This window comes from Amycolatopsis sp. MtRt-6 (assembly GCF_017308975.1).
Lineage (GTDB): Bacteria > Actinomycetota > Actinomycetes > Mycobacteriales > Pseudonocardiaceae > Amycolatopsis.
This window is the reverse complement of sequence record NZ_JADWPD010000022.1, coordinates 51,187-72,278: the sequence shown is the minus strand read 5'-3', so window position 1 is coordinate 72,278 and position 21,092 is coordinate 51,187. Positions and strand designations below refer to the sequence as shown.

26 protein-coding genes are annotated in these 21,092 nt (G+C 72.1%); 24 read left to right on the top strand and 2 right to left on the bottom strand.

Going from position 1 to position 21,092, the window contains the following annotated elements:
- Window positions 1-12: 12 nt before the first annotated feature.
- From dnaJ to I4Q55_RS31505, 20 genes are all read left to right on the top strand, one after another.
- A complete protein-coding gene (gene dnaJ, locus I4Q55_RS31600; RefSeq protein ID WP_206792946.1) occupies window positions 13-1,179 on the top strand; it encodes a molecular chaperone DnaJ in 1,167 nt (388 codons plus the stop codon).
- A 2-nt stretch (window positions 1,180-1,181) separates the two neighbouring features.
- Window positions 1,182-1,934, top strand: coding sequence for a 16S rRNA (uracil(1498)-N(3))-methyltransferase (locus I4Q55_RS31595; protein WP_206792944.1), 753 nt, complete (start codon window positions 1,182-1,184; stop codon window positions 1,932-1,934).
- 235 nt (window positions 1,935-2,169) lie between these two features.
- Window positions 2,170-2,538 carry a histidine triad nucleotide-binding protein gene (locus I4Q55_RS31590; protein ID WP_206792942.1) on the top strand — a complete coding sequence of 123 codons (369 nt, stop codon included), beginning with the start codon at window positions 2,170-2,172 and terminating at the stop codon, window positions 2,536-2,538.
- Between the two features lie 86 nt (window positions 2,539-2,624).
- Window positions 2,625-3,692: a PhoH family protein gene (locus I4Q55_RS31585; RefSeq protein ID WP_206792940.1), complete on the top strand. Its 1,068-nt coding sequence runs from the start codon at window positions 2,625-2,627 to the stop codon at window positions 3,690-3,692.
- A complete protein-coding gene (gene ybeY / locus I4Q55_RS31580; protein WP_206792938.1) occupies window positions 3,689-4,267 on the top strand; it encodes an rRNA maturation RNase YbeY in 579 nt (192 codons plus the stop codon). Before I4Q55_RS31585 ends, ybeY begins: the two co-directional genes overlap by 4 nt.
- Window positions 4,268-4,392: 125 nt before the next feature.
- Complete coding sequence (locus I4Q55_RS31575; RefSeq protein WP_206792936.1) at window positions 4,393-5,736, top strand: hemolysin family protein; 1,344 nt, start codon at window positions 4,393-4,395, stop codon at window positions 5,734-5,736.
- On the top strand, window positions 5,729-6,067 hold the full coding sequence (locus I4Q55_RS31570) for a cytidine deaminase (protein WP_206792934.1): 339 nt from the start codon (window positions 5,729-5,731) through the stop codon (window positions 6,065-6,067). Before I4Q55_RS31575 ends, I4Q55_RS31570 begins: the two co-directional genes overlap by 8 nt.
- Window positions 6,064-6,960, top strand: coding sequence for a GTPase Era (gene era, locus I4Q55_RS31565; protein ID WP_206792933.1), 897 nt, complete (start codon window positions 6,064-6,066; stop codon window positions 6,958-6,960). Before I4Q55_RS31570 ends, era begins: the two co-directional genes overlap by 4 nt.
- 189 nt (window positions 6,961-7,149) lie before the next feature.
- Complete coding sequence (locus I4Q55_RS31560) at window positions 7,150-7,521, top strand: CD225/dispanin family protein (RefSeq protein ID WP_206792931.1); 372 nt, start codon at window positions 7,150-7,152, stop codon at window positions 7,519-7,521.
- Between the two features lie 26 nt (window positions 7,522-7,547).
- A complete protein-coding gene (locus tag I4Q55_RS31555) occupies window positions 7,548-7,901 on the top strand; it encodes a CD225/dispanin family protein (RefSeq protein ID WP_206792929.1) in 354 nt (117 codons plus the stop codon).
- Window positions 7,898-8,350, top strand: a complete 453-nt coding sequence (locus I4Q55_RS31550; protein WP_206792927.1) for a DUF2752 domain-containing protein — start codon at window positions 7,898-7,900, stop codon at window positions 8,348-8,350. Before I4Q55_RS31555 ends, I4Q55_RS31550 begins: the two co-directional genes overlap by 4 nt.
- A gap of 184 nt (window positions 8,351-8,534) precedes the next feature.
- The gene (locus tag I4Q55_RS31545; protein WP_206792925.1) at window positions 8,535-9,689 is read left to right on the top strand and encodes an RDD family protein; all 1,155 of its coding nucleotides are present in this window, start codon (window positions 8,535-8,537) and stop codon (window positions 9,687-9,689) included.
- A 68-nt stretch (window positions 9,690-9,757) separates the two neighbouring features.
- Window positions 9,758-10,225 (top strand): CD225/dispanin family protein, encoded by a 468-nt coding sequence (locus I4Q55_RS31540; protein WP_206792924.1) that lies wholly within the window; start codon window positions 9,758-9,760, stop codon window positions 10,223-10,225.
- A gap of 49 nt (window positions 10,226-10,274) precedes the next feature.
- Entirely contained in the window at window positions 10,275-11,036 is a 762-nt protein-coding gene (recO, locus tag I4Q55_RS31535) for a DNA repair protein RecO (protein WP_206792922.1), read from the top strand.
- A gap of 41 nt (window positions 11,037-11,077) precedes the next feature.
- Complete coding sequence (locus I4Q55_RS31530; RefSeq protein ID WP_091315980.1) at window positions 11,078-11,893, top strand: isoprenyl transferase; 816 nt, start codon at window positions 11,078-11,080, stop codon at window positions 11,891-11,893.
- Window positions 11,890-12,315: a YbjN domain-containing protein gene (locus tag I4Q55_RS31525; RefSeq protein WP_206792920.1), complete on the top strand. Its 426-nt coding sequence runs from the start codon at window positions 11,890-11,892 to the stop codon at window positions 12,313-12,315. The genes I4Q55_RS31530 and I4Q55_RS31525 overlap by 4 nt, the downstream gene beginning before the upstream one ends.
- Before the next feature lie 120 nt (window positions 12,316-12,435).
- Complete coding sequence (locus I4Q55_RS31520; RefSeq protein ID WP_206792918.1) at window positions 12,436-13,449, top strand: permease; 1,014 nt, start codon at window positions 12,436-12,438, stop codon at window positions 13,447-13,449.
- Window positions 13,446-14,183, top strand: a complete 738-nt coding sequence (locus tag I4Q55_RS31515) for a TIGR03943 family protein (RefSeq protein ID WP_206792915.1) — start codon at window positions 13,446-13,448, stop codon at window positions 14,181-14,183. The genes I4Q55_RS31520 and I4Q55_RS31515 overlap by 4 nt, the downstream gene beginning before the upstream one ends.
- Before the next feature lie 45 nt (window positions 14,184-14,228).
- Window positions 14,229-15,032, top strand: coding sequence for an alpha/beta fold hydrolase (locus tag I4Q55_RS31510; protein ID WP_242547129.1), 804 nt, complete (start codon window positions 14,229-14,231; stop codon window positions 15,030-15,032).
- 10 nt (window positions 15,033-15,042) lie between these two features.
- Window positions 15,043-15,873, top strand: a complete 831-nt coding sequence (locus I4Q55_RS31505; RefSeq protein ID WP_307793359.1) for a helix-turn-helix domain-containing protein — start codon at window positions 15,043-15,045, stop codon at window positions 15,871-15,873.
- 89 nt (window positions 15,874-15,962) lie between these two features.
- Here the strand turns inward: I4Q55_RS31505 and I4Q55_RS31500 are convergent, their stop codons facing one another.
- Complete coding sequence (locus I4Q55_RS31500) at window positions 15,963-16,376, bottom strand: Fur family transcriptional regulator (RefSeq protein WP_206792914.1); 414 nt, start codon at window positions 16,374-16,376, stop codon at window positions 15,963-15,965.
- Window positions 16,376-16,741 carry a metalloregulator ArsR/SmtB family transcription factor gene (locus I4Q55_RS31495; protein ID WP_206793130.1) on the bottom strand — a complete coding sequence of 122 codons (366 nt, stop codon included), beginning with the start codon at window positions 16,739-16,741 and terminating at the stop codon, window positions 16,376-16,378. Before I4Q55_RS31495 ends, I4Q55_RS31500 begins: the two co-directional genes overlap by 1 nt.
- A gap of 263 nt (window positions 16,742-17,004) precedes the next feature.
- Here I4Q55_RS31495 and I4Q55_RS31490 point away from each other — a divergent pair, with 263 nt between their 5' ends.
- The 4 genes from I4Q55_RS31490 to I4Q55_RS31475 all read left to right on the top strand — a co-directional run bounded on the left by I4Q55_RS31490 (window position 17,005) and on the right by I4Q55_RS31475 (window position 20,944).
- Window positions 17,005-18,093, top strand: coding sequence for a hypothetical protein (locus I4Q55_RS31490; protein ID WP_206792912.1), 1,089 nt, complete (start codon window positions 17,005-17,007; stop codon window positions 18,091-18,093).
- Window positions 18,094-18,735 carry a class F sortase gene (locus tag I4Q55_RS31485; RefSeq protein ID WP_206792910.1) on the top strand — a complete coding sequence of 214 codons (642 nt, stop codon included), beginning with the start codon at window positions 18,094-18,096 and terminating at the stop codon, window positions 18,733-18,735.
- Between the two features lie 79 nt (window positions 18,736-18,814).
- Window positions 18,815-19,468 carry a class F sortase gene (locus I4Q55_RS31480; protein WP_206792908.1) on the top strand — a complete coding sequence of 218 codons (654 nt, stop codon included), beginning with the start codon at window positions 18,815-18,817 and terminating at the stop codon, window positions 19,466-19,468.
- 87 nt (window positions 19,469-19,555) lie between these two features.
- The gene (locus I4Q55_RS31475; RefSeq protein WP_206792907.1) at window positions 19,556-20,944 is read left to right on the top strand and encodes a glycine--tRNA ligase; all 1,389 of its coding nucleotides are present in this window, start codon (window positions 19,556-19,558) and stop codon (window positions 20,942-20,944) included.
- Window positions 20,945-21,092 lie beyond the last annotated feature (148 nt).

Below are 21,092 nucleotides of genomic sequence, written 5' to 3'. Positions count from 1 at the left end.
GAAGCAGAGACGGTGGCGAGGGACTACTACGGCATCCTCGGGGTGGCCAAGAACGCGAGCGATCAGGAGATCAAGCGCGCGTACCGGAAGCTGGCCCGGGAGCTGCACCCCGACGTCAACCCGTCGGACGACGCCCAGCACAAGTTCGCCGAGGTCACGACGGCCTACGAGGTGCTGTCCGACCCGCAGAAGCGCAAGATCGTCGACCTCGGCGGCGACCCGATGGACGGCGGCGCGCGCGGCGGGGGCGGCGGCGACCCGTTCGCCGGCTTCGGCGGCCTCGGCGACATCATGGACGCCTTCTTCGGCGCGGCCGGCGGTGGCGGGGGGCGCGGGCGCGGCCCGCGCAGCCGCGTCCAGCCCGGCTCCGACGCGCTGATCCGGCTCGGCCTCACCCTCGAGGAGTGCGCGACCGGCGTCGACAAGGAGATCGCCGTCGACACCGCCATCGTCTGCGACCTGTGCCGCGGCGCGGGCACCAGCGAGGGCACCTCGGTCAAGACCTGCGACACCTGCGGCGGCGCCGGCGAGGTCCAGTCCGTCCAGCGGTCGTTCCTCGGCCAGGTCGTCACCGCCCGCCCCTGCCCGGTCTGCCGCGGCTTCGGCGAGGTCATCCCCGACCCCTGCCGCCAGTGCGGCGGCGACGGCCGCATCCGCGCCCGGCGCAACGTCACCGCGAAGATCCCGCCGGGCGTCGGCGACGGCATGCGCATCAGGCTGTCCGGCCAGGGCGAGGTCGGCCCCGGCGGCGGCCCGGCCGGCGACCTGTACGTCGAGATCGACGAGACCCCGCACGAGGTCTTCGTCCGGCAGGGCCACGACCTGCACTGCAACTTCCGCATCCCGATGACCACGGCCGCGCTCGGCGCCACGGTGCCGATCTCGACCCTCGTCGACGGCGACTACGAGCTCGACGTCGAGCCGGGCACCCAGCCCAACGCCGAGCTGGTCCTGACCGGCAAGGGCATGCCGCGGCTGCGGTCCTCCGGCCGCGTCGACGGCCGCGGCGACCTGCACGTCCACATCGACGTCGTCGTCCCGACCAAGCTCGACGACGCCCAGCGCGAACTGCTCATGGAGCTGGCCCAGCAGCGCGGCGAAGAGGTGCCGACGCTGGCGTCCAACGGCACCAAGCACGGCGGGCTGTTCGCCAAGCTCCGCGCCAAGAACCACCGCTGACCGTGCCTGACACCACCCTGCCGGTCTTCCTCGCCGCGTCGGTGCCGGCTTCGGGCCGCGCGCTCCTTGACGGCGAGGAGGCCCGGCACGCGGCCACCGTCCGCCGCCTGCGCGTCGGCGAGCGGCTGGTCCTGTCCGACGGCGCCGGCGCGATGGCCCGGTGCGTCGTCGAGGGCGTCCAGGCCGGGCGGGACGCGCAGCTGACGCTGGCGGTCGAGGAGCACTGGACCGAGGAGCCGCCGGCGTTGCGCGTCCTGGTCGCGCAGGCGCTGGCCAAGGGCGACCGCGGGGAGCTCGCCGTCGAACTCGCCACCGAGGCCGGCGTCGACGCGATCGTCCCGTGGCGGGCGGCCCGGAGCGTCGCGAAGTGGGAAGACGGCGGTCGCGGCGAAAAGGCGCTGGCGCGCTGGCGTGCCACGGCCCGCGCGGCGGCGAAGCAGGCCCGGCGGGCCCACGTCCCGGAGGTCACCGAGCCGGTGACCACGGGGGAGCTGGCCGGGCTCGTGGCGACGATGTCGCTGGCCCTCGTGCTGGAGTCCGACGTTCCCGAGCGGCTCACCGACCTGGAGCTGCCCGGCAGCGGGGACGTGCTGCTGGTCGTGGGGCCCGAGGGCGGCGTCACGGACGAGGAGCTGCGGGTGCTGCGGGACGCCGGCGCGCGGGCCGTCCGGCTCGGGACGACCGTGTTGCGGACGTCCACCGCCGCGGCCGTCGCGCTGGGGGCGCTCGGCGCGCTCACCACCCGCTGGCGGTAGCTCGCGGCGAAAACAGGGGTACTTTTTCGCGCCCAGTTATGGCGCGATCACGCTCCGACCCGTTACTCTCATTTACTAACGCACCGTTCATCGTTTCGGTGCGCCACTGGGAAGACACAGACCCCGCCGGGCACCTCCCCCCTCGGTCCGGCGGCCGCCGCGGTTGCGGTAGATCGACCCCCAGGGTCTACCGCGCCGCGGCATCTCGGATTCTCCGGTCGATAGGGTGCTCGTCATGAGCGAAACCGACGCCGACACCCTCTTCGAACGGATCATCGCCGGCGAGATCCCCGCCGATGTCGTCCACCAGGACGAAACCACCTTCGCGTTCCGCGACATCCGCCCCCAGGCGCGGGTGCACGTGCTCGTCGTGCCCCGGAAGCGGTACCGGAACGTGGCCGAGCTCGCCGCCGCCGATCCCCAGCTGCTGAGCGATGTCGTGGCCACCGCTCGCAAGGTCGCCGAGCTCGAGGGCATCGTCGAGAGCGGCTACCGCGTCGTCTTCAACACCGACGAAGACGCCGGGCAGACCGTGTTCCACGTGCACGCCCACGTGCTCGGCGGGGAGCCGCTGGGGTTGTTCGGGGCCCCGGAGCAGGACTAGGGAAACCGGCCTGCGTCTTGCCGGTGGGTGCCAGTAGCATCGGTGGGGTCCGTAGTCCCTCACCGAGAAAGCAGGCCTGAGGCCACGTGGCCGGAACCGTACCGGGTGGAGCCGCCCGACCCGACGTCCCGGGGGACGTCGCCAAGGCCGAGGATGCCGCCGTTCAGGCCGCGCAGTCCCGGTTCCCCATCCCCGACGCCGCCGCCCTGAGCCTGCTCGGCTCCCGTGACGAGAACCTGCGGGTCGCCGAAGAGCTGCTGGCTGCCGACGTGCACGTCCGCGGCAACGAAGTCACCCTGACCGGGACGCCGGCCGACGTCGCGTTCGCCGAACGCGTCTTCGCCGAGCTCGTGCAGCTCGCGGCCGGCGGCCAGCAGGTCGGGCCCGACACCGTCCGGCGCACCGTCGGCATGCTCTCCACCGGGGACGCGTCGCCGGCCGAGGTCCTCAGCCTCAACATCGTCTCCCGCCGCGGCAAGACCATCCGCCCCAAGACGCTCAACCAGAAGCGGTACGTCGACGCCATCGACAAGCACACCGTCGTCTTCGGCATCGGCCCCGCCGGCACCGGCAAGACGTACCTCGCCATGGCGAAGGCCGTCCAGGCGCTGCAGGCCAAGCAGGTCACCCGGATCGTGCTGACCCGCCCGGCCGTCGAAGCCGGCGAGCGCCTCGGCTACCTGCCCGGAACCCTCAACGAGAAGATCGACCCGTACCTGCGGCCGCTGTACGACGCGCTGCACGACATGGTCGAGCCGGAGTCGATTCCGCGGCTGATGCAGGCCGGCACGATCGAAATCGCGCCGCTGGCCTACATGCGCGGGCGCACGCTCAACGACGCCTTCATCATCCTCGACGAGGCCCAGAACACCACGCCCGAGCAGATGAAGATGTTCCTCACCCGGCTCGGCTTCGGGTCCAAGATCGTCGTCACCGGCGATGTCACGCAGGTCGACCTGCCCAGCGGGCAGCGCAGCGGCCTGCGCGTCGTGCGCGACATCCTCACCGGCGTCGACGACCTCCACTTCGCCGAGCTCACCAGCCAGGACGTCGTCCGGCACCGGCTCGTCGCGAGCATCGTCGACGCCTACGAGAAGTGGCAGGCCGTGCAGGACGCCCAGCAGACCGACGGCTGGAAGGGCAACCGGCGTTGAGCATCGAGATCGCCAACGAATCCGGCGTGAACGTCGACGAGACGTCCATCGTCTCCGCCGCCCGCTACGCCCTCGACAAGATGGAGGTCAGCCCGCTCGCCGAGCTGTCCATCCTCCTCGTCACCCTCGACGTCATGGAAGACCTGCACGAACGCTGGATGGACCTCCCGGGGCCCACCGACGTCATGGCCTTCCCGATGGACGAGCTCGACTCCTCCCGCCGCCCGGACGCGCCCGACGCGTCGCCCGCGCTGCTCGGGGACATCGTGCTCTGCCCGGCGTTCGCCAAGGACCAGGCCAAGACCGCGGGCCACTCGCTGATGGACGAGCTGCACCTGCTCACCGTGCACGGCTGCCTGCACCTCCTCGGCTACGACCACGCCGAACCCGCCGAGGAGCGCGAGATGTTCGCCCTCCAGAAGCGCATCCTCGGCGAGTACCAGGACGCCGTCGCCGCCCTGGACAAGCGGGACGCCCAGCGCAGCACCGACGACCGCGTCCTCGGCATCGCCGGGCTGGAGGCCCCCGCGCCGGCCGTCGCCCCCGCCGAACCACCCGCCGGGGAAACGCCCTAGTGTCCCGCCTCCCCGGTCCCGGCCCCGGACCAAGCGCCCCAATGTGGCCTTGGTTGCGTTCAACGCACCGAAGGCCACATTGGGGCGCTTGCGGCCAGGCCTCGGAAACGCCCTAGGCGCCAGCCATGGACCAGCTCTTCTTCGCGATCGCGCTCGTCCTCCTGGCCGGCGTGTTCGCGGCGGCGGACGCCGCCATCAGCACCGTGTCGCAGGCCCGGGCCGACGGCCTCGCCCGGCTCGGGCTGCCCGGTGCCCGGCATCTCGCCGCCGTCGTCGCCGAACGACGGCGGCACATCAACCTGCTGCTCCTCCTGCGGCTCGGCTGCGAGCTCACCGCCACCGTGCTCGTCACCGTGTTCGTGGGCACCCGCCTGGCGCCGCTCGGCCTCGCCGTGCTGGTCGCCGCGGTCGTCATGGTCGTCGTCAGCTACGTCCTCATCGGTGTCGGCCCCCGCACCCTCGGCCGCCAGCACCCCTACCGCATCGGCCGCTACGTCGCCGGGCCCGTCCGCGTCCTCGGGTCCGTCCTCGGCCCGCTGTCCCGGCTGCTCATCCTCATCGGTAACGCCATCACCCCCGGTCAGGGCTTCCGCGAAGGCCCGTTCACCTCCGAGGTCGAGCTGCGCGAGCTCGTCGACATGGCCCAGGAACGCGGCGTCGTCGAGGACTCCGAACGCGAGATGATCCACTCGGTGTTCGAGCTCGGCGACACCGTCGCCCGCGAGGTCATGGTGCCGCGCACCGAGATCGTCTGGATCGAGCGCACCAAGACCGTCCGGCAGGCCCTCGCGCTGGCGCTGCGCACCGGGTTCACCCGGCTGCCGGTGATCGACGAGTCCGTCGACGACATCGTCGGCGTCGTCAACATCAAGGACCTGATGACCGGCTACCTCGACCCCGACGGGCCGAGCACCGTCGTCGACTCCGTCATGAACCCGGCGTCCTTCGTCCCCGACTCGAAGCGGCTCGACGAGCTGCTCAAGGAGATGCAGCGGTCGCACAACCACATGGCGATCGCCGTCGACGAGTACGGCGGCACGGCCGGCCTGCTCACCATCGAAGACGTGCTCGAGGAGATCGTCGGCGAGATCACCGACGAGTCCGACGCCGACGAGCGCCCCGAGGTCGAGGAGCTCGACGGCGGCGCGGTCCGCGTGTCGTCCCGGATGACCGTCGACGACCTCGGCGAGCTGTTCGGCATCGACCTCGAAGACCACGACGTGGAGACCGTGGGCGGGCTGCTCGCGGAACGACTGGGTAGGGTCCCGCTGCCGGGGGCCGAAGCCGAGGTCGCCGGCCTTCGGCTGTTCGCCGAAGGGGGCAAGGACCGGCGCGGCCGCATGCGGATCACCTCCGTGGTCGTGCACCCGGCCGACGCCGAGGCGATGACCGACCCCGTCGACCGGACGCGCCGCCGCACGCGCCTGCCCCACCCCGACGAACGCGACAGGAGCGTCGAACATGCCTGACCTCGAGGCCGAGGACCAGAAACTCGTCACGCTGGCCCGGTCCTCGCGCGCCCGCATCCAGGCCCCCGAGGGGGCCGCGGTCCGCGACACCGACGGCCGCACCTACGCCGCCGGCACGGTCGACCAGCCGTCCTTCAAGCTGACCGCGCTCCAGGCCGCGGTGGCCGCCGCGCTGTCCAGCGGCGCAGAGGGCATCGAGGCCGCCGCCGTCGTCACCGGCGAAGGACTGCTCAAGGGCGCGTCCGTGCACGCCGTGCGTGACATCGCGAAGCACGCGCCGATCATCCTGGCGAACCCGGCGGGCGAAGTCCTCGAGGTGCTCACCCGATGACCGAGCACCGTTCCGGCTTCGCCTGCTTCGTCGGCCGGCCCAACGCCGGCAAGTCGACGCTGACCAACGCGCTCGTCGGCACCAAGGTGGCGATCACCTCCAGCAAGCCGCAGACCACCCGGCACGCGATCCGCGGGATCGTCCACCGGGAGGACGCCCAGCTCGTCCTGATCGACACGCCCGGCCTGCACCGCCCGCGCACGCTGCTCGGCGAGCGGCTCAACGACATCGTGCACACGACGTGGTCCGAAGTGGACGTCGTCGGCTTCTGCGTGCCGGCGAACGAGAAGATCGGGCCCGGCGACAAGTTCATCGCCGCCGAGCTGCAGAAGATCGCGAAGCGAACCCCGGTCGTCGGCATCGTCACCAAGACGGACCTCGTCCAGCCGCAGCAGGTCGCCGAACAATTGCTTGCCCTGCAGCAAGTGATGGAGTTCGCCGAGCTCGTCCCGGTGTCCGCGGTGGACGGCTTCCAGGTCGGCACCCTGGCCGACCTGCTGGTCCAGCGGCTGCCCGAGGGCCCGCAGCTCTACCCGGGCGGCGAGCTCACCGACGAGCCCGAGCAGACCCTGGTCGCCGAGCTGATCCGCGAGGCGGCCCTGGAGGGCGTCCGCGACGAGCTGCCGCACTCGATCGCCGTCACCGTCGAGGAGATGCTGCCCCGCGAAGGCCGCGACGACCTCATCGACGTGCACGCGTTCCTCTACGTGGAACGGCCAAGCCAGAAGGGGATCATCCTGGGGCACAAGGGCGAACGGCTGCGCGAGGTCGGCGCCGCCGCCCGCCGGAACATCGAGCGGCTGCTCGGCTCGAAGGTCTACCTCGACCTGCACATCAAGGTCGCCAAGGAGTGGCAGCGCGACCCCCGTCAGTTGCGCCGGCTCGGCTTCTGACCTGCGTCTTCCGCGGTTGCGCGAGCCGCAGCCGAATTCCTGATCTCGATTCGGTCGCGGCGGGATGAATCACCGGACACGCGGGCGCGCCGCCCCCTACAGTCTCGGCTTCGACCACACCGCGGCCGATCGGGGCGGCGGCGGTTCCGGTGGTCGTCCGTGGAGCACGACGAAGGGGAACAACCGATCATGACCGACAGCCAGGGCATGCCCAACTACCCCGGCGACCAGCCGAACCAGCCCGGCGGGCAGCCGAACTACCCCGGTGGGCAGCCGGGCGGCTACCAGCCGGGCCCGCCCCCGAGCAACAACCTCGTGTGGGCGATCCTGACCACGATCCTGTGCTGCCTCCCGTTCGGCATCGTGTCGATCGTGCAGGCCGCGAAGGTCAACGGCCTGTGGGCGCAGGGCCAGACGGCCGCCGCGCAGGAGGCCGCCGACTCGGCCAAGAAGTGGGCGATCATCTCGGCGGTCGTCGGCGTCGGATTGTCCGTGCTGTGGATCATCCTGATCATCGCGGGTGTCTTCACGTTCGGCACCGGCACGTCGACGTCATACTGACGTAGCCGAGCAGCAGGAGGATTCCGGTGACCGACCAGTACCCGCCGCCGTACCCGCCCCCGGGCGGGCCGAACCACGGCTACGGCTACCCGCCGCCCAACCCCTACGGGCCGCCGCCGGACAACAACATGGTGTGGGCGATCCTGAGTACCGTGCTCTGTTGCCTGCCCCTGGGCGTGGTGGCGATCGTGAAGTCCAGCCAGGTGCAGTCGCTCTGGTTCCAGGGCCTCCACGCCGAGGCGCAGAAGGCCGCCACCGACGCCCGCAAGTGGGCGATGTGGTCGGCCATCTCGGCCGGGAGCCTCCTGCTGCTCTACGTCATCTTCCTCGTGGTGATGCTCGTGATCGTCGGCGTCAACGCGAACCAGCTGACGCCGTGACCACGACCGTCTACACGGGATACCCGGCCCGCGGCGCGAAGGCCAGGCTGCGTGCGCTCAGCGCGCCGATGGCCGTCGTCGCCGGGCTCGGCGCGTGCTGTGTGGCGGTCTGGGTCGGCGACCCGACCACGCCGGGCGGGTTCCTGCCCGTCTGCCCGACGAAGGCGCTGCTCGGCATCGACTGCCCGGGCTGCGGCGGCATGCGGATGGCGTACAGCCTGATGCACGGCGACATCCCCGCGGCCCTGCACTACAACGCCGTGTCGTTCGTCGTCGTGCTGATGATGGTGTGGAGCATCGTCGCGTGGACACTCGGACGGCTGCGCGGCCGCGCGATGAACAGCTGGCTCCACTGGCGGTGGACGCCACTCGTGTTCTCCATCGTGTTCGTCGTCTGGTTCGTCATCCGCAACCTGCCGTTCGCGCCGTTCACCGGCCTGCGGGTCTGATCTCCGGCAGCCGGGAACCGGGGCGCCGCGCACTGCGTCGCACCCGCATGCGATTCACCCGGACAGCTGAAGCCTGGGCGGCGCGGCCGAAGGTGAACCGAGTACGCTCCCGCGGACCGCGCCGTACACACGGGACGGTCCCGCACGGGGCGTGCGGCGGAGTGACCAGCGAGGGGGAGACCCAATGACCGATCCCTACGGCCAGCAGTCCTTCGGGCAGCAGCCCGGTGGCCAGCAGCCGTTCGGGCAGCCGCAGCCGGGGCCGGCGCCGTTCGGGCAGCCCGCGCCCTACGGGCAGCCGGCCCCGTTCGGGCAGCAGGGCAACCCCTTCGGCCCGTCGCGCAACTACGCGAGCTGGGGCCAGCGCGCCCTCGGCTGGCTCGTCGACTTCGGACCGGTCGTCCTGCTGTACGCGATCGTCATCCCCGTCACGGTGAACGAGGGCGAGGCCGGCGGGGTGCTGGCCCTGGTCGGCGGGCTCGCCTGGATCGGCTGGTGCGTCTACAACCGGTGGATCCAGCAGGGCAACACCGGGCAGTCGCTCGGCAAGAAGGTCGCGAAGATCAAGCTCGTCCGCGAGGACAGCGGGCAGCCGATCGGCGCCGGCATGGCGTTCGTGCGCGATCTCGCCCACTTCGTCGACAACGTCCTCTGCTACGTCGGCTGGCTGTGGCCGCTGTGGGACGACAAGAAGCAGACCCTCTCCGACAAGATCGTCGGCACGGTCGTCGTCAACGCCGACGACGCCGCGGCCGCGCCGTTCGGCCAGCCCGGCATGGGCCAGCCCGGAGCGCAGCCGTTCGCCGGCGGCTTCCCGCCGCCGGGACAGCAGCCGGGCCAGCCCGGTCAGTTCGGCCAGCCGCCCTCCGGTGGCTTCCCGCAGCAGCCCGCGTCCGGTGGGTTCGAGCAGCCCGCGCCCGGCGGTTTCCCGCAGCAGCCCGCCTCCGGTGGTTTCCCGCAGCAGCCGCAGTCCGGCGGCTTCGAGCAGCAGCCGTCGTCCGGCGGCTTCGAGCAGCAGCCCGCGCCGGGTGGCTTCGGCCAGCCGCAGCCGGGCGGGTTCGGCCAGCCGCCGTCCTCCGGTGGCTTCGCGCAGCCCCCGCAGCCGGGCGGCTTCGGGCAGCAGCCGGATCAGCCGCTCGCCCCGCCGCCGGGTGGCGGTGCCTTCGACGAGCAGGCGGAGCGCACCCAGATGCTGCGCCCGGGCTCCGGTGCGGGAAGCGCCTTCGACGAGCAGGCCGAGCGCACGCAGATGCTGCGTCCGGACGCCCAGGGCGAGCCCGAGGCGACCCAGAAGATCCAGCCCGGCCAGTTCGGCCAGCCGCCGAACGAGCAGCGCTGACCAGTTCCTTTCCGCACCACCGCCGGAGTCGCCCGGCGGAAGTTCACGAATAGTTGGGGTAGAACGTCATGACCAATCCCTACGGCCAGCAGCAGCCCTACGGCCAGCAGCCGCAGCAGCCGGGTTACGGCCCGCCGTCCGGCGGCATGCCCGCCGCGCCCTACGGCCAGCCGGCGCCGTACGGGCAGCCCGCGCCGTACGGCCAGCCGCCCACCGGTGGCTTCGGCGCCCCCGGCTACGGCGCGCCCGGCGGTGGCGACATCAACGCCATCAAGGACTACAAGGGCTGGGCGATCGGCTGCATCTTCCTCTGCTGGATCCTCGCGATCTTCGCGATCATGAAGTCCAACGAGGTCGGCACCTACAAAATGCAGGGCAACTACGCGATGGCGGAGCAGGCCTCGCGCACCACGAAGACGCTCTGCCTGATCGCCAGCATCATCGGCGCGCTGGGCTGCGTGTTGACCATCGTCTGGATCATCGTCGCGATCGTGGCGGCGTCCAGCGTCAGCTACTGCACGGGTTACTACTGCTGAAACCGGGTCGGTCCACCCCGGCATCACCCCGAAGTGGGACGATGTCGGGGTGGTGAACCTCTACCGCGACACCGGGGTGGTGTTGCGCACGCACAAGCTCGGTGAGGCCGACCGGATCGTCACCCTGCTGACCCGGCGGCACGGCAAGGTCCGCGCCGTCGCGAAGGGCGTGCGGCGCACCTCCTCGCGGTTCGGGGCGCGGCTGGAGCCGTTCGGCCACGTCGACGTGCAGTTCTACACCGGGCGCACGCTCGACGTCATCACCCAGGTCGAGACCGTCGACGCCTTCCAGCTGCCGCTGGTCGCGGACTACCAGAGCTACACCGCGGCCAGCGCGATCGCCGAAACCGCGGACCGGCTCTCGGCCGAAGAGGGCGAGCCGGTGCTCAAGCTGTACCTCCTCGTCGTCGGGGCGCTGCGGGCGCTGGCCGAGGGGCAGCGTGATTCCTCGCTGGTGCTCGACGCGTTCCTGCTCCGCGCGATGTCCTACGCCGGCTGGGCGCCCGCGCTCACCGAGTGCGCCCGCTGCGGCCTGCCGGGCCCGCACACGGCGTTCAGCATCGCCGCGGGCGGCTCGATGTGCCCCGACTGCCGGATCGCCGGCTGCGTGCACCCCGCCCCCGAGGTCCTGGACCTGCTCACCGCGCTGCTGCACGGCGAGTGGCCGCTGGCCGAGGCGACCCTGCCCGGCACCCGCCGCGACGCGAGCGGCCTGGTCGCGGCGCACCTGCAGTGGCACCTGGAGCGGCAGCTGCGCTCCCTGCCCCTGGTCGAGCGACGTGCCCGGGAGTCGGCCGCGGCAAAGCAGTAGGGTCGGCCCCGACCGGTTTCACCCATCCAGGGAGGCTCGCAGTGCTGCGCAGGGGACGCGAGAACAAGGCGTCGCGATACGAGCTGCGGGCCCCGGATCCGCACCCGTCGGGCGCGAAGCCGCCGGAGATCCCGCGGGAGCTGGTGCCGAAGCACGTCGCGCTGGTCATGGACGGCAACGGCCGCTGGGCCAACCAGCGCGGCCTGCCACGGATCGAGGGCCACAAGCGCGGCGAAGCGGTGATGATCGACGTCGCCAGCGGGGCGGTCGAGCTCGGCGTCAAGTGGCTCTCGGTGTACGCGTTCTCGACGGAGAACTGGAAGCGCAGCCCCGAAGAGGTGCGGTTCCTGATGGGCTTCAACCGCGACACCATTCGCCGCCAGGTCGACTACCTCGGCTCGATCGGCGTGCGCATCCGCTGGGCGGGGCGGCGGCCGAAGCTGTGGGCGTCGGTCATCAAGGAGCTGCAGGCGGCCGAGGAGAAGACCAAGCACAACACGGCGCTGAACATGACCATGTGCGTCAACTACGGCGGTCGCGCCGAGCTGGGTGACGCCATGCAGCGGATCGCGCAGGACGTCGCCGCCGGCAAGCTGAACCCCGACAAGGTCAACGAGAAGACCATCGGGAAGTACCTGTACCAGCCGGAGATGCCGGACGTGGACCTGTTCCTGCGGCCTTCGGGCGAGCAGCGGACGTCGAACTTCTTGCTGTGGCAGTCGGCGTACGCCGAGATGGTGTACCAGGACACGCTGTTCCCGGACTTCGACCGGACCCACCTGTGGCGGGCCTGCCTGGAATTCGCGAAGCGGGATCGCCGCTTCGGGGGCGCCGTCGACCAGGCGGCTTCTTCGTGAGCGCGACGGAAGCGGTCGAGACCGCGGAGCTGCTGACGCGGGCCCGGGAGGCGCTGGAGCGCTACCTCGAGGTGCACGTCGACGACGACGGCGCGCTGACGTTCTCCCACGGCGGCGTCCCGTGCGTGATCCAGGCGACCCGGCTCGGCGAGGGCCTCACGGTGCTCACCCTGACCTGCGTGGTCGGCTGGGATCTGACGGACGCGCCTGCGCTTTCGGTCGCCGTCGCCGAGCGTGCGGGGCAAGGCCTGTTCGGCACGCTCGGGATCGGGCACTCGGACAACGGCGTCGACGTGACGCTGCGGTACGCCTTCCCGGCGGCCGGGCTGGACGCGGCCGCGCTCGGGACGCTGCTGATGCTCGTGGTGTCGACGGCCTCGCAGCTGCGGACCGATCTGCCCGGAATCGTGCCCGGCGACTGACCCGTCCGGGGTGGATTTTCCGCCGCGAACGGAGGATCGGGTACCAAAACCGACCGTGATCCTCCGTTCGCGGCCCGTGCGGCTCACCCGCTGTCGGACGGTCCTGGCATCATCGCCGTCGTGAGCATCGTTTCCGACACCGAAACCGAGCCCGGCCGGCGCACCCGCCGGTTCCGGATCAGCTCGGTCGAAGTGCTGTGCGCGATCCTGCTGATCGCGATCCTCGCCCAGGGCTGGCTGCAGCAGGTGTTCGACGTGCCCGCGTTGCGCACCGGCTCGACCGTGTTCGTCGCCGTCTGCGTGCAGGCGCTGCCGTTCCTCGTGCTGGGCGTGCTGATCAGCGGCGCGATCGCCGCGTTCGTGCCCGCCCGCGTGCTGGAGAAGGTGCTGCCGCGCCGGGCCGGCGCGGCGGTCGGCGTCGCCGGGCTGGCCGGCGTCGCGCTGCCGGGCTGCGAATGCGCGTCGGTACCGGTGGCGCGGCGGCTGATGGGGCAGGGCGTGGCCCCGGCGGCGGCGCTGACGTTCCTGCTCGCGGCGCCGGCGGTGAACCCGGTGGTGCTGGTGGCGACCGCGGTGGCGTTCCCCGGCAAGCCGGAGATGGTGCTGGCGCGGTTCGCGGGCTCGCTCGCCACGGCGATGGTCATGGGCTGGCTCTGGGCCCGGTGGGGGAAGCTGGAGTGGATCACCGCGCGGGCGCTCAAGCGGCTGCCCGACGTGGCGGGCGGGCAACGCTGGCGGGTGTTCGCCGAGACGGCGCGCACGGACCTGGTCGAGGCGGGCGGGTTCCTGGTGCTGGGGGCGCTGATCTCGTCGGCGTTGAACGTGCTGGTGCCGGCGAAGTGGTTCGGGGTGCTGGGCACCCAGCTCGTGCTGGGCGTGGTCGTGATGGCGGTGCTGGCGGTGGTGCTGGCGCTGTGCAGCGAGGCGGACGCGTTCGTCGCGGCGTCGCTGACGGCGTTGCCGCTGCTGCCGAAGCTGGTGTTCCTGGTCGTGGGCCCGGCGATCGACGTCAAGCTGTTCGCGCTGCAGGCGGGCACGTTCGGGAAGTCGTTCGCGGTGCGGTTCGCGCCGGTGACGTTCGTGGTGGCGGTGGCCTGCGCGATCGGGGCCGGATTCCTGGTGGGGGTCGCGTGAAACGGGAGACACAGAACATCCTGCTGATCCTGCTCGGCGGGGCGCTGGTCAAGATCGCGGTCAACGGCGACTACCTGCGGTACGTCAAGCCGGCGCAGCAGCCGTGGGTCATCACCGGCGGTGCGGTGATGGTGCTGCTGGGTGCCGTCGCGATCGTGCGTGACCTCCTCGCCGCACGGGCCGCCGCCGCTCCCGCCGGGCCCGAGGACCACGACGGCCATGCGCATTCGCACTCGGCGCGGCCCGCCTGGTTGCTGCTGGTGCCGGTGCTGGCCGTGTTCCTCATCGCCCCGCCGGCACTGGGTTCGGACTCGGTGATCCGCACCGAGGCCCGGGTCCCGGCGAGCGCGGCGGCGGCCAACGCGGCGGCGTTCCCCCCGCTGCCGGAGGGGAACGTGGTGCCGTTGACGGTGAACGAGTTCGTCAGCCGCGCGGGCTGGGACTCGGCGGGCACGCTGAACGGCCGCACGGTGTCGCTGACCGGCTTCGTCGTCCACACCGAGGGCAGCACCCTGCTGGCCCGCTTGGTGATCAGCTGCTGCGCGGCGGACGCGTTCCCGGTGACGGTCCGCCTCCGCGGCGGCGGCGCCGACCACCTGGCGAGCGACGCGTGGATCCAGGTGACCGGCCAGGTCGTCCCGGGCACGGCCACGAAGGACAACAGCTACACCCCGGACTTCAGCCCGGCCTCGGTGACCCCGGTCGCGGCACCGAAGGATCCCTACGAGTACTGACATTCGTCCAAGACGCGCGGCCGGCGTCGCCCTACCGTCCGGTGCATGATCGTTCGAGACGCTGTTCACGCGCACGGGATGCGCGTCGTCCACGACGGCCCGCGGCAGGCGCCGCCGGTGGTGCTCGTCCACGGATCGGGTGCTTCGGGCGCCTCCTGGGGGCGGGTGACCGAGATCCTGGCTGTCCGGCACCACGTCGTCCGCGTCGACCTGCCGGGGTGCGGCCAGTCGCCGCCCGCGCCGTCGTACGCCGTGCCCGGGCAGGCCGCCCGGCTGGCCGCGCTGCTCGACGACCTCGGGCTGCGGCAGGTCGTGGTGGCCGGGCACTCCAGCGGCGGCTACGTCGCGACGTCGCTCCTGGAACAGCGGCCCGACCTGGTGCGGTCGCTGGCGCTGGTCAGCACCGGCCCGAGCCTCGGCGCGCTGCTGCCGCAGCCGTGGCTCATCCGGGCCCTGTCGGCCCCGCCGCTCGGCCCGCTCCTCTGGCGGTTGCGCTCGGACGCGGTGATCCGCAAGGGAATCAGCGCGACGACCGCGCGTCCGGTGGACGTCCCGGACGACGCCGTCGCCGAGCTGAAGACCATGGCTTACCGCACGTTCCGGAGGATCCTGCGGGAAAACACCGCGTACGTCGCCGAGCGGAGTGTTCCCGAGCGCCTCGCCGGACTCGGCCGGCCCGTGCTGGTCGTCTTCGGCGCGGCGGACCCCCGCTGGAACCCGCGCTCGGCCCACGACTACGAGTCGGTGCCGGGCGTGCGCGTCGAAATGCTGCCCGGCGTCGGGCACGTGCCCCTCTTCGAGGCTCCCGAGCCGACGAGCGAACTCCTGCTCCGCTTCGCGGCGGCCTAGGCTGGGCAGGGTGACCGGCTGGCAGTGGGCGGACGTGGACGTCGCCGTGCCGCGCCCGGAGCTTCGCCTGCCGGGGGTCGCGATGGCCGGGTTCCGGGCCCGCGGGAACGCCGGCACCGCCGGGATCGCGATGGTCGCGCACCCGGCCGTGACGCTGTTCCTCGACCTGAGCGAGACCGGCGGCATCGTCCGCGACGCCGACGGGACGTCCGGGCGCGGCAGCTTCGTCGCCGGGCTCCTCCCGGGCCGCCTGCGGACCGGCGGGCACGAGGGCGTGTGCCTCCAGATCCGGTTGTCGCCGGCGGTCGCGGCCGCGGTGCTCGGCGCCCCGGCGGAGCTCACCGGCACGGTGGCCACCCTGGAGGAGGTCTGGGGGCGCGACGCCGGACGAGCCGAGGACCGGCTGCGCGCGGCCCCGACCTGGGACGACCGCTTCACCATCGCGACGGAGATCCTCGCCCGCCGCCTGGTGGCGGCGCCCCGGGTCGAGCCGGAGGTCGCCCGGGTGTGGCACCGGACGCAGGCCGCCCGCGGCCGGGTGCGGATCGACGGACTGGCCGAGGAGGTCGGCTGGAGCCGCAAGCGCCTGTGGTCCCGCTTCCGGGCCCAGCTCGGTCTCACGCCCAAGCGAGCGGCCGGCCTGGTCCGCTTCGACCACGCGGCCCGCCTCCTGGCGGCGGGTCACCCGGCGGCGACCGCGGCCGCGTTGAGCGGTTACGCGGACCAGCCCCACCTGAACCGCGAAACGCGGGCGATCACCGGCCTGACACCGGCCGCCCTGGCGACGGCCCCCTGGCTGGCCATCGACGACGTGGCCTGGCCCGCGGCATCGCGCCCCTGACCGAGCCCGCCGCGCCGACCGCCTGGGTGCGCGGGCCGGCCCTCCGGGTACGCGGGCCGACCGCCCGGCTGTCCGCCCCGCCGGCGAGGTCAGTGCTCGGCGCAGGTCCCGGTGATCTCCACCGTGTGGGAGATCTCCGAAAAGCCGTGCTCGGCCGCGATCTTCTCCGCCCAGCGTTCCACCGCCGGTCCCTCGACCTCGACCGTGCGGCCGCAGATGCGGCACACCAGGTGATGGTGGTGGTGCGCCGAACAACGGCGGTAGATCGCCTCGCCCGAATCCGTGCGGAGCACGTCGATCTCGCCGGCCTCCGACAGCGACTGCAACGTGCGGTACACCGTCGTCAAGCCGATGCCGTCGCCGCGTTTGCGCAGCTCGTCGTGCAGTTCCTGGGCCGAACGGAAGTCGTCGATCGTGCTCAGCAGTTCGACGACCGCGGCCCGCTGCCGGGTGGATCGGCGGCCGGGCACCGGGGCCTGGCCGCGCGACGCGGCGGGGTTCATCACTTTCCTTCCTGCACGTGGGCGACGGCGTCGACCACGATATGGGCCAGGTGGTCGTCGGCGAGGCGGTACACGACCTCGCGGCCGCGGCGCTCGCCCTGGACCACCCCGGCCGTCTTCAGCACCCGCAGGTGCTGGCTGATCAGCGGCTGGGCGACGTCGAGCGCGTCCACCAGCTCGTGCACACACCTGTCGGCCGCCCGCAGCTGCAGTACGATCGCGATCCGGACCGGGGCCGCCAGCGCGCGCAGCAGGTCGCCCGCGTCGGTCAGCACCGACTGCGGGGGGTGGGCCGGAGCCGCTTCGGCCGCCGGGGCGCAGTCCGCGAGCCCCGGCTGGGCGCCACTCCCGGTGACCGTCGCCATTCCCGCCTCCACGCTGCCCGCGACCATGAATTCCGTAGTCATTGCCGATAACGGTCCCGCCTATCCTAGTGTTCCCCCGTCCGGGACCCCCGCCGCGGCGTCGAGCTGCGGGGTACGGCTGGTCGTATTACCCCGAACGGGTGAGTTCGTGGGATATTGGCCCTGCGGCTTCGCATGTCGTGGCCGACGGTGCAAGGTTGTCGCGGGGCGTTTCGCCGTTTCTCGGACGCCGGAGACCCGCCCGAGCGAAGCAGTGGGGAGACATGACGCGTTTCGTGACAAAGGCAGCCGCCCTGGTGGCCGCGGTGTTTCCGCTGGTCGGCGTGGGTGTCGCCGGTGCGCAGACCCAGGCGGTCGACGAGCGGACCGGCCCGGTGTCGTTCGCGAACATCGCGTCGGTGCGGATCGGCGACGAGGGCCAGCGCGGCGGTGCCCTGATCACCGAAACGCAACGATCGCCGCTGCTGCCCGGCCAGTCGAAGCTCGCCGCGGACCGCGTCTCGGTCCCCAAGGACGACGGCGAACGCGCCACCTTCGGCGGGCACTACCAGATCGCCCTCGGCCGGTACAGCGCGTCCCAGAACCCGTACCCGCCGGGCGTCGCGAGCCGTGACCACAACGTCTTCGCCGCGCTGCAGACCACCACCGTGCCCACCGCCACCGCCGAGACGAACTACGCGCTGCGGGACACCTGGCAGGGCGGCACCAAGCCGGCCGACAACACCGTGCTCGTGCTCGAGGGCGCCAAGACGTCGGTGGACTGCACCAGCCCGGCGAAGCTGGCGTCGACCACGTCGGTGACACGGCTGTGGGTGCGCCAGGCCGGCGGCGGGCTCGGCATCGTCCCGATGCCCGGCGGCAACGCCGGCCTGCAGCTCACGAACCTGCGGCTCGGCCCGCCCGGCGACATCGCGAACGCCGACCGGGCGACCACGGTCTCCGATCTCAAGCTGACCCGCGTCGCCGCCTTCGACCAGCTGATCCGCCAGGACGGCTGGCGCGGGGGCGACTTCACCGCCGTCGCCGGCTGGCGGGTGGAGATCACCACCCACGTGAAGGACGCCGGCGGCGCCGCGCTGCAGGACGTGAAGACGAACATCGTGCTCGGCGGGGTCAGTTGCTCGATCCCGAAGGGCTTCGTCGCGAAGGCCGGTGGCCCGGCGGGCGGCGCGAACGCCACCCAGCCCGCGGTGCCGACGCAGGTTCCGGCCGGTTACCTCGGCGCGGCCGCGCCCGACACCGGCGGTGACGGCTCCCGCGTCCCGCTCGGCATCGGCCTGCTCTTCGGCGGGGTGTTCTTCGCCGCGGTCGCCCTGCTGCTGGGCAGGCGGCGCGGGACCGGGGCGGACTGAGTGCTGCGGACCGCGCTGGCCGCCGTCTCGGCGGCGCTGGCCGTGGCCGCCTTCGCGGCCGGGATCGTGGTGCTGACCTGGCTGCCGCCGGCCGCGACGCCGGGGGTGGCGGCACCCCCGCCCGGCACGCTGCCGGGGGAGAACGCGGCCCCGGCCGTGCTGCCGGCGGACAGCGAGACCGCCACGCAGCAGCGGCCGGGCACGGTCCGGCTGCCGGACGGCGGCACCGCCCGCCTGGTCCGCACCGAACTGACCGACACCGGGGTGCTGCCGATCCCGCGCGGCCTCGACGACGCCGCCTGGTGGGGTGCCAAGCTGGGGGCGGCCCAGGGGGCGGCCCTGCTGTCCGGGCACGTGAACTGGGAGGGCAGGCGCGGGCCGTTCGACGAGCTGTGGCGCATGCGCGACGGCGACCAGGTCAGCGTCGTCGACGCGCGCGGCGGCCGGTGGGTCTACCGCGTCGACGACATCGTCACGCTGCCGAAGGAGACGTTGCCGGCCCAGGCCGCGCGGTGGTTCGGGCAGGACGGCCCGCACCGGCTGGTGCTGGTGACCTGCGGTGGCGACTACGTCGGCGGCACCGAAGGGTACGACGAGAACCGCCTGGTCACGGCCACGCTGGTGACGCGCCCCACCGGCTGATCGAGTTCGCTGCAACCTGACGCGCCCTTCGCGGCATGCCTTCCGCGCACTGCCCACGACAGCGAAGGAGCGCAAGCCCATGCAGGAGCGGAACCCGGCGGAGCCGAAGAAGGGCTCCGGCCGTTGGTGGATCGTCGGCGTCGCCGGGGCCTTCGTGGTCGCGGCCCTCGTCGCGACCCTGCTCGTGTTCACCGGAAAGGATGAACCCGCCGTCGCGAACGGCACCGGTGCGCCCGGAACCGCCGCGAACCAGCCGGCCCCGCAGGGCACCCCGGCGGACACCGGCAAGGTGCCGGCACAGCTGTCCCTGCCCGGCGGCGGCACCGCGAAGCTGATCCAGGAGGACCTGGACGCCGCGGGGGCGCTGAAGATCCCGGAGGGGCTCGACGAGGCCGCCTGGTGGGGCGCGAAGCTGGGCGCCGACCGCGGCGTCGCGCTCCTGTCCGGGCACGTGAACTGGAAGGGCAAGAAGGGTCCGTTCAACGAGCTCTGGCAGGTCAAGCAGGGGCAGGAGGTCAAGCTGACCGACGCCGCGGGCGGGGCGTGGGTCTACCGCGTCGAGGCGACGGAAACCATCCACAAGACGGACCTCGCCGGCCGGTCGGAGCAGCTGTTCGACCCGGACGGGCCGCACAAGCTGCTGCTCGTCACCTGCGGCGGCGAGTACGTCGGCGGCAGCGAGGGGTACGAGGACAACCGCGTCGTGACGGCGTCGCTGGTGTCGCGGCCGTAGGCTCACCTGCGCGAAAAGCGGTGGGCCCCGGCGGATACCCTGGACGTTCAGTCCTGAACCGTCCCCGCAAGCTTTTCGGAGCGTGGAGTGCCCACGAACACCATTGAGAAGATCATCAGCCTGTGCAAGCGCCGTGGTTTCGTCTTCGCCAGCGGAGAGATCTACGGCGGCACCCGCTCTGCGTGGGACTACGGGCCGCTCGGGGTCGAGCTCAAGGACAACATCAAGCGCCAGTGGTGGAAGACCGTCGTGCAGGGCCGCGACGACGTCGTCGGCCTCGACTCCTCGGTGATCCTGCCGCGCCAGGTGTGGGTGGCCTCGGGGCACGTCAACGTGTTCACCGACCCGCTGATCGAGTGCCTGTCGTGCCACAAGCGGTTCCGCGCCGACCAGCTCGCCGAGGAGTACGAGGCGCGCAGCGGCAAGCAGACCACCGAGGACGACCTGTCCGACGTGCCCTGCCCGAACTGCGGCACGCGCGGCAAGTACACCGCGCCGCGGGACTTCAACATGATGCTGAAGACCCACCTCGGCCCGGTGGAGACCGAAGAGGGCCTGCACTACCTCCGCCCGGAGACCGCGCAGGGCATCTTCGTCAACTTCTCGAACGTCCAGACGACGTCGCGGATGAAGCCGCCGTTCGGCATCGGCCAGATCGGCAAGTCCTTCCGCAACGAGATCACGCCGGGCAACTTCATCTTCCGGACGCGCGAGTTCGAGCAGATGGAGATGGAGTTCTTCGTCGAGCCGGGTGAAGACGAGACCTGGCACCAGTACTGGATCGACGAGCGCACCAAGTGGTACACCGACCTCGGCATCAAGGCGGAGAACCTGCGCCACTTCGAGCACCCGAAGGAAAAGCTCTCGCACTACGCGAAGCGCACCGTCGACATCGAGTACCGCTTCGCGTTCAACGCGGGCCAGGAATGGGGCGAGCTGGAAGGCATCGCCAACCGCACCGACTTCGACCTGACCACGCACTCGAACCACTCGGGTCAGGACCTGTCGTACTTCGACCCGACGTCGAAGCAGCGGTACCGCCCGTTCGTCATCGAGCCGGCGGCCGGTGTCGGCCGGTCGATGATGGCGTTCCTGATCGATTCCTACGTCGAGGAGGAGGTGCCGAACGCCAAGGGCGGCACCGACACCCGCGTGGTGCTGCAGCTCGACCCGCGGCTGGCGCCGTTCAAGGCCGCGGTGCTGCCGCTGTCGCGCAACGCCGACCTCACGCCGAAGGCGAAGGCCGTCGCCGAGCTGCTGCGCAAGCACTGGAACGTCGACTTCGACGACGCCGGCTCGATCGGCAAGCGCTACCGCCGCCACGAGGAGATCGGCACGCCGTACTGCGTGACGGTCGACTTCGACAGCCTCGACGACAACGCCGTCACGGTCCGCGACCGCGACAGCATGGCGCAGGAGCGGGTCGCGATCGACCAGCTGGAGTCCTACCTGGCCGGCCGCCTCATCGGCTGCTGACCCATCCGGGCTTTCGAGCGCCCCAATGTGGCCTTCGGTGCGTTGAACGCACCGAAGGCCACATTGGGTGCGTTGGACGCAACCAAGGCCACATTGGGGCGCTTGCGGGCCGGGTACCCCTGACACCTGTCACGGCCAGGTCGTGACG

What these genes read in the sequence shown, in the direction of transcription:
- I4Q55_RS31510 (WP_242547129.1), top strand. Translation starts at nt 14,229, where the DNA reads ATGATCGTTCGAGACGCTGTTCACGCGCACGGGATGCGCGTCGTCCAC.
- I4Q55_RS31570 (WP_206792934.1), top strand. Translation starts at nt 5,729, where the DNA reads ATGCCTGACCTCGAGGCCGAGGACCAGAAACTCGTCACGCTGGCCCGG.
- era (WP_206792933.1), top strand. Translation starts at nt 6,064, where the DNA reads ATGACCGAGCACCGTTCCGGCTTCGCCTGCTTCGTCGGCCGGCCCAAC.
- I4Q55_RS31480 (WP_206792908.1), top strand. Translation starts at nt 18,815, where the DNA reads ATGCAGGAGCGGAACCCGGCGGAGCCGAAGAAGGGCTCCGGCCGTTGG.
- I4Q55_RS31540 (WP_206792924.1), top strand. Translation starts at nt 9,758, where the DNA reads ATGACCAATCCCTACGGCCAGCAGCAGCCCTACGGCCAGCAGCCGCAG.
- I4Q55_RS31560 (WP_206792931.1), top strand. Translation starts at nt 7,150, where the DNA reads ATGACCGACAGCCAGGGCATGCCCAACTACCCCGGCGACCAGCCGAAC.
- I4Q55_RS31590 (WP_206792942.1), top strand. Translation starts at nt 2,170, where the DNA reads ATGAGCGAAACCGACGCCGACACCCTCTTCGAACGGATCATCGCCGGC.
- I4Q55_RS31490 (WP_206792912.1), top strand. Translation starts at nt 17,005, where the DNA reads ATGACGCGTTTCGTGACAAAGGCAGCCGCCCTGGTGGCCGCGGTGTTT.
- I4Q55_RS31500 (WP_206792914.1), bottom strand. Translation starts at nt 16,376, where the DNA reads ATGAACCCCGCCGCGTCGCGCGGCCAGGCCCCGGTGCCCGGCCGCCGA.
- I4Q55_RS31495 (WP_206793130.1), bottom strand. Translation starts at nt 16,741, where the DNA reads ATGGCGACGGTCACCGGGAGTGGCGCCCAGCCGGGGCTCGCGGACTGC.
- I4Q55_RS31545 (WP_206792925.1), top strand. Translation starts at nt 8,535, where the DNA reads ATGACCGATCCCTACGGCCAGCAGTCCTTCGGGCAGCAGCCCGGTGGC.
- I4Q55_RS31575 (WP_206792936.1), top strand. Translation starts at nt 4,393, where the DNA reads ATGGACCAGCTCTTCTTCGCGATCGCGCTCGTCCTCCTGGCCGGCGTG.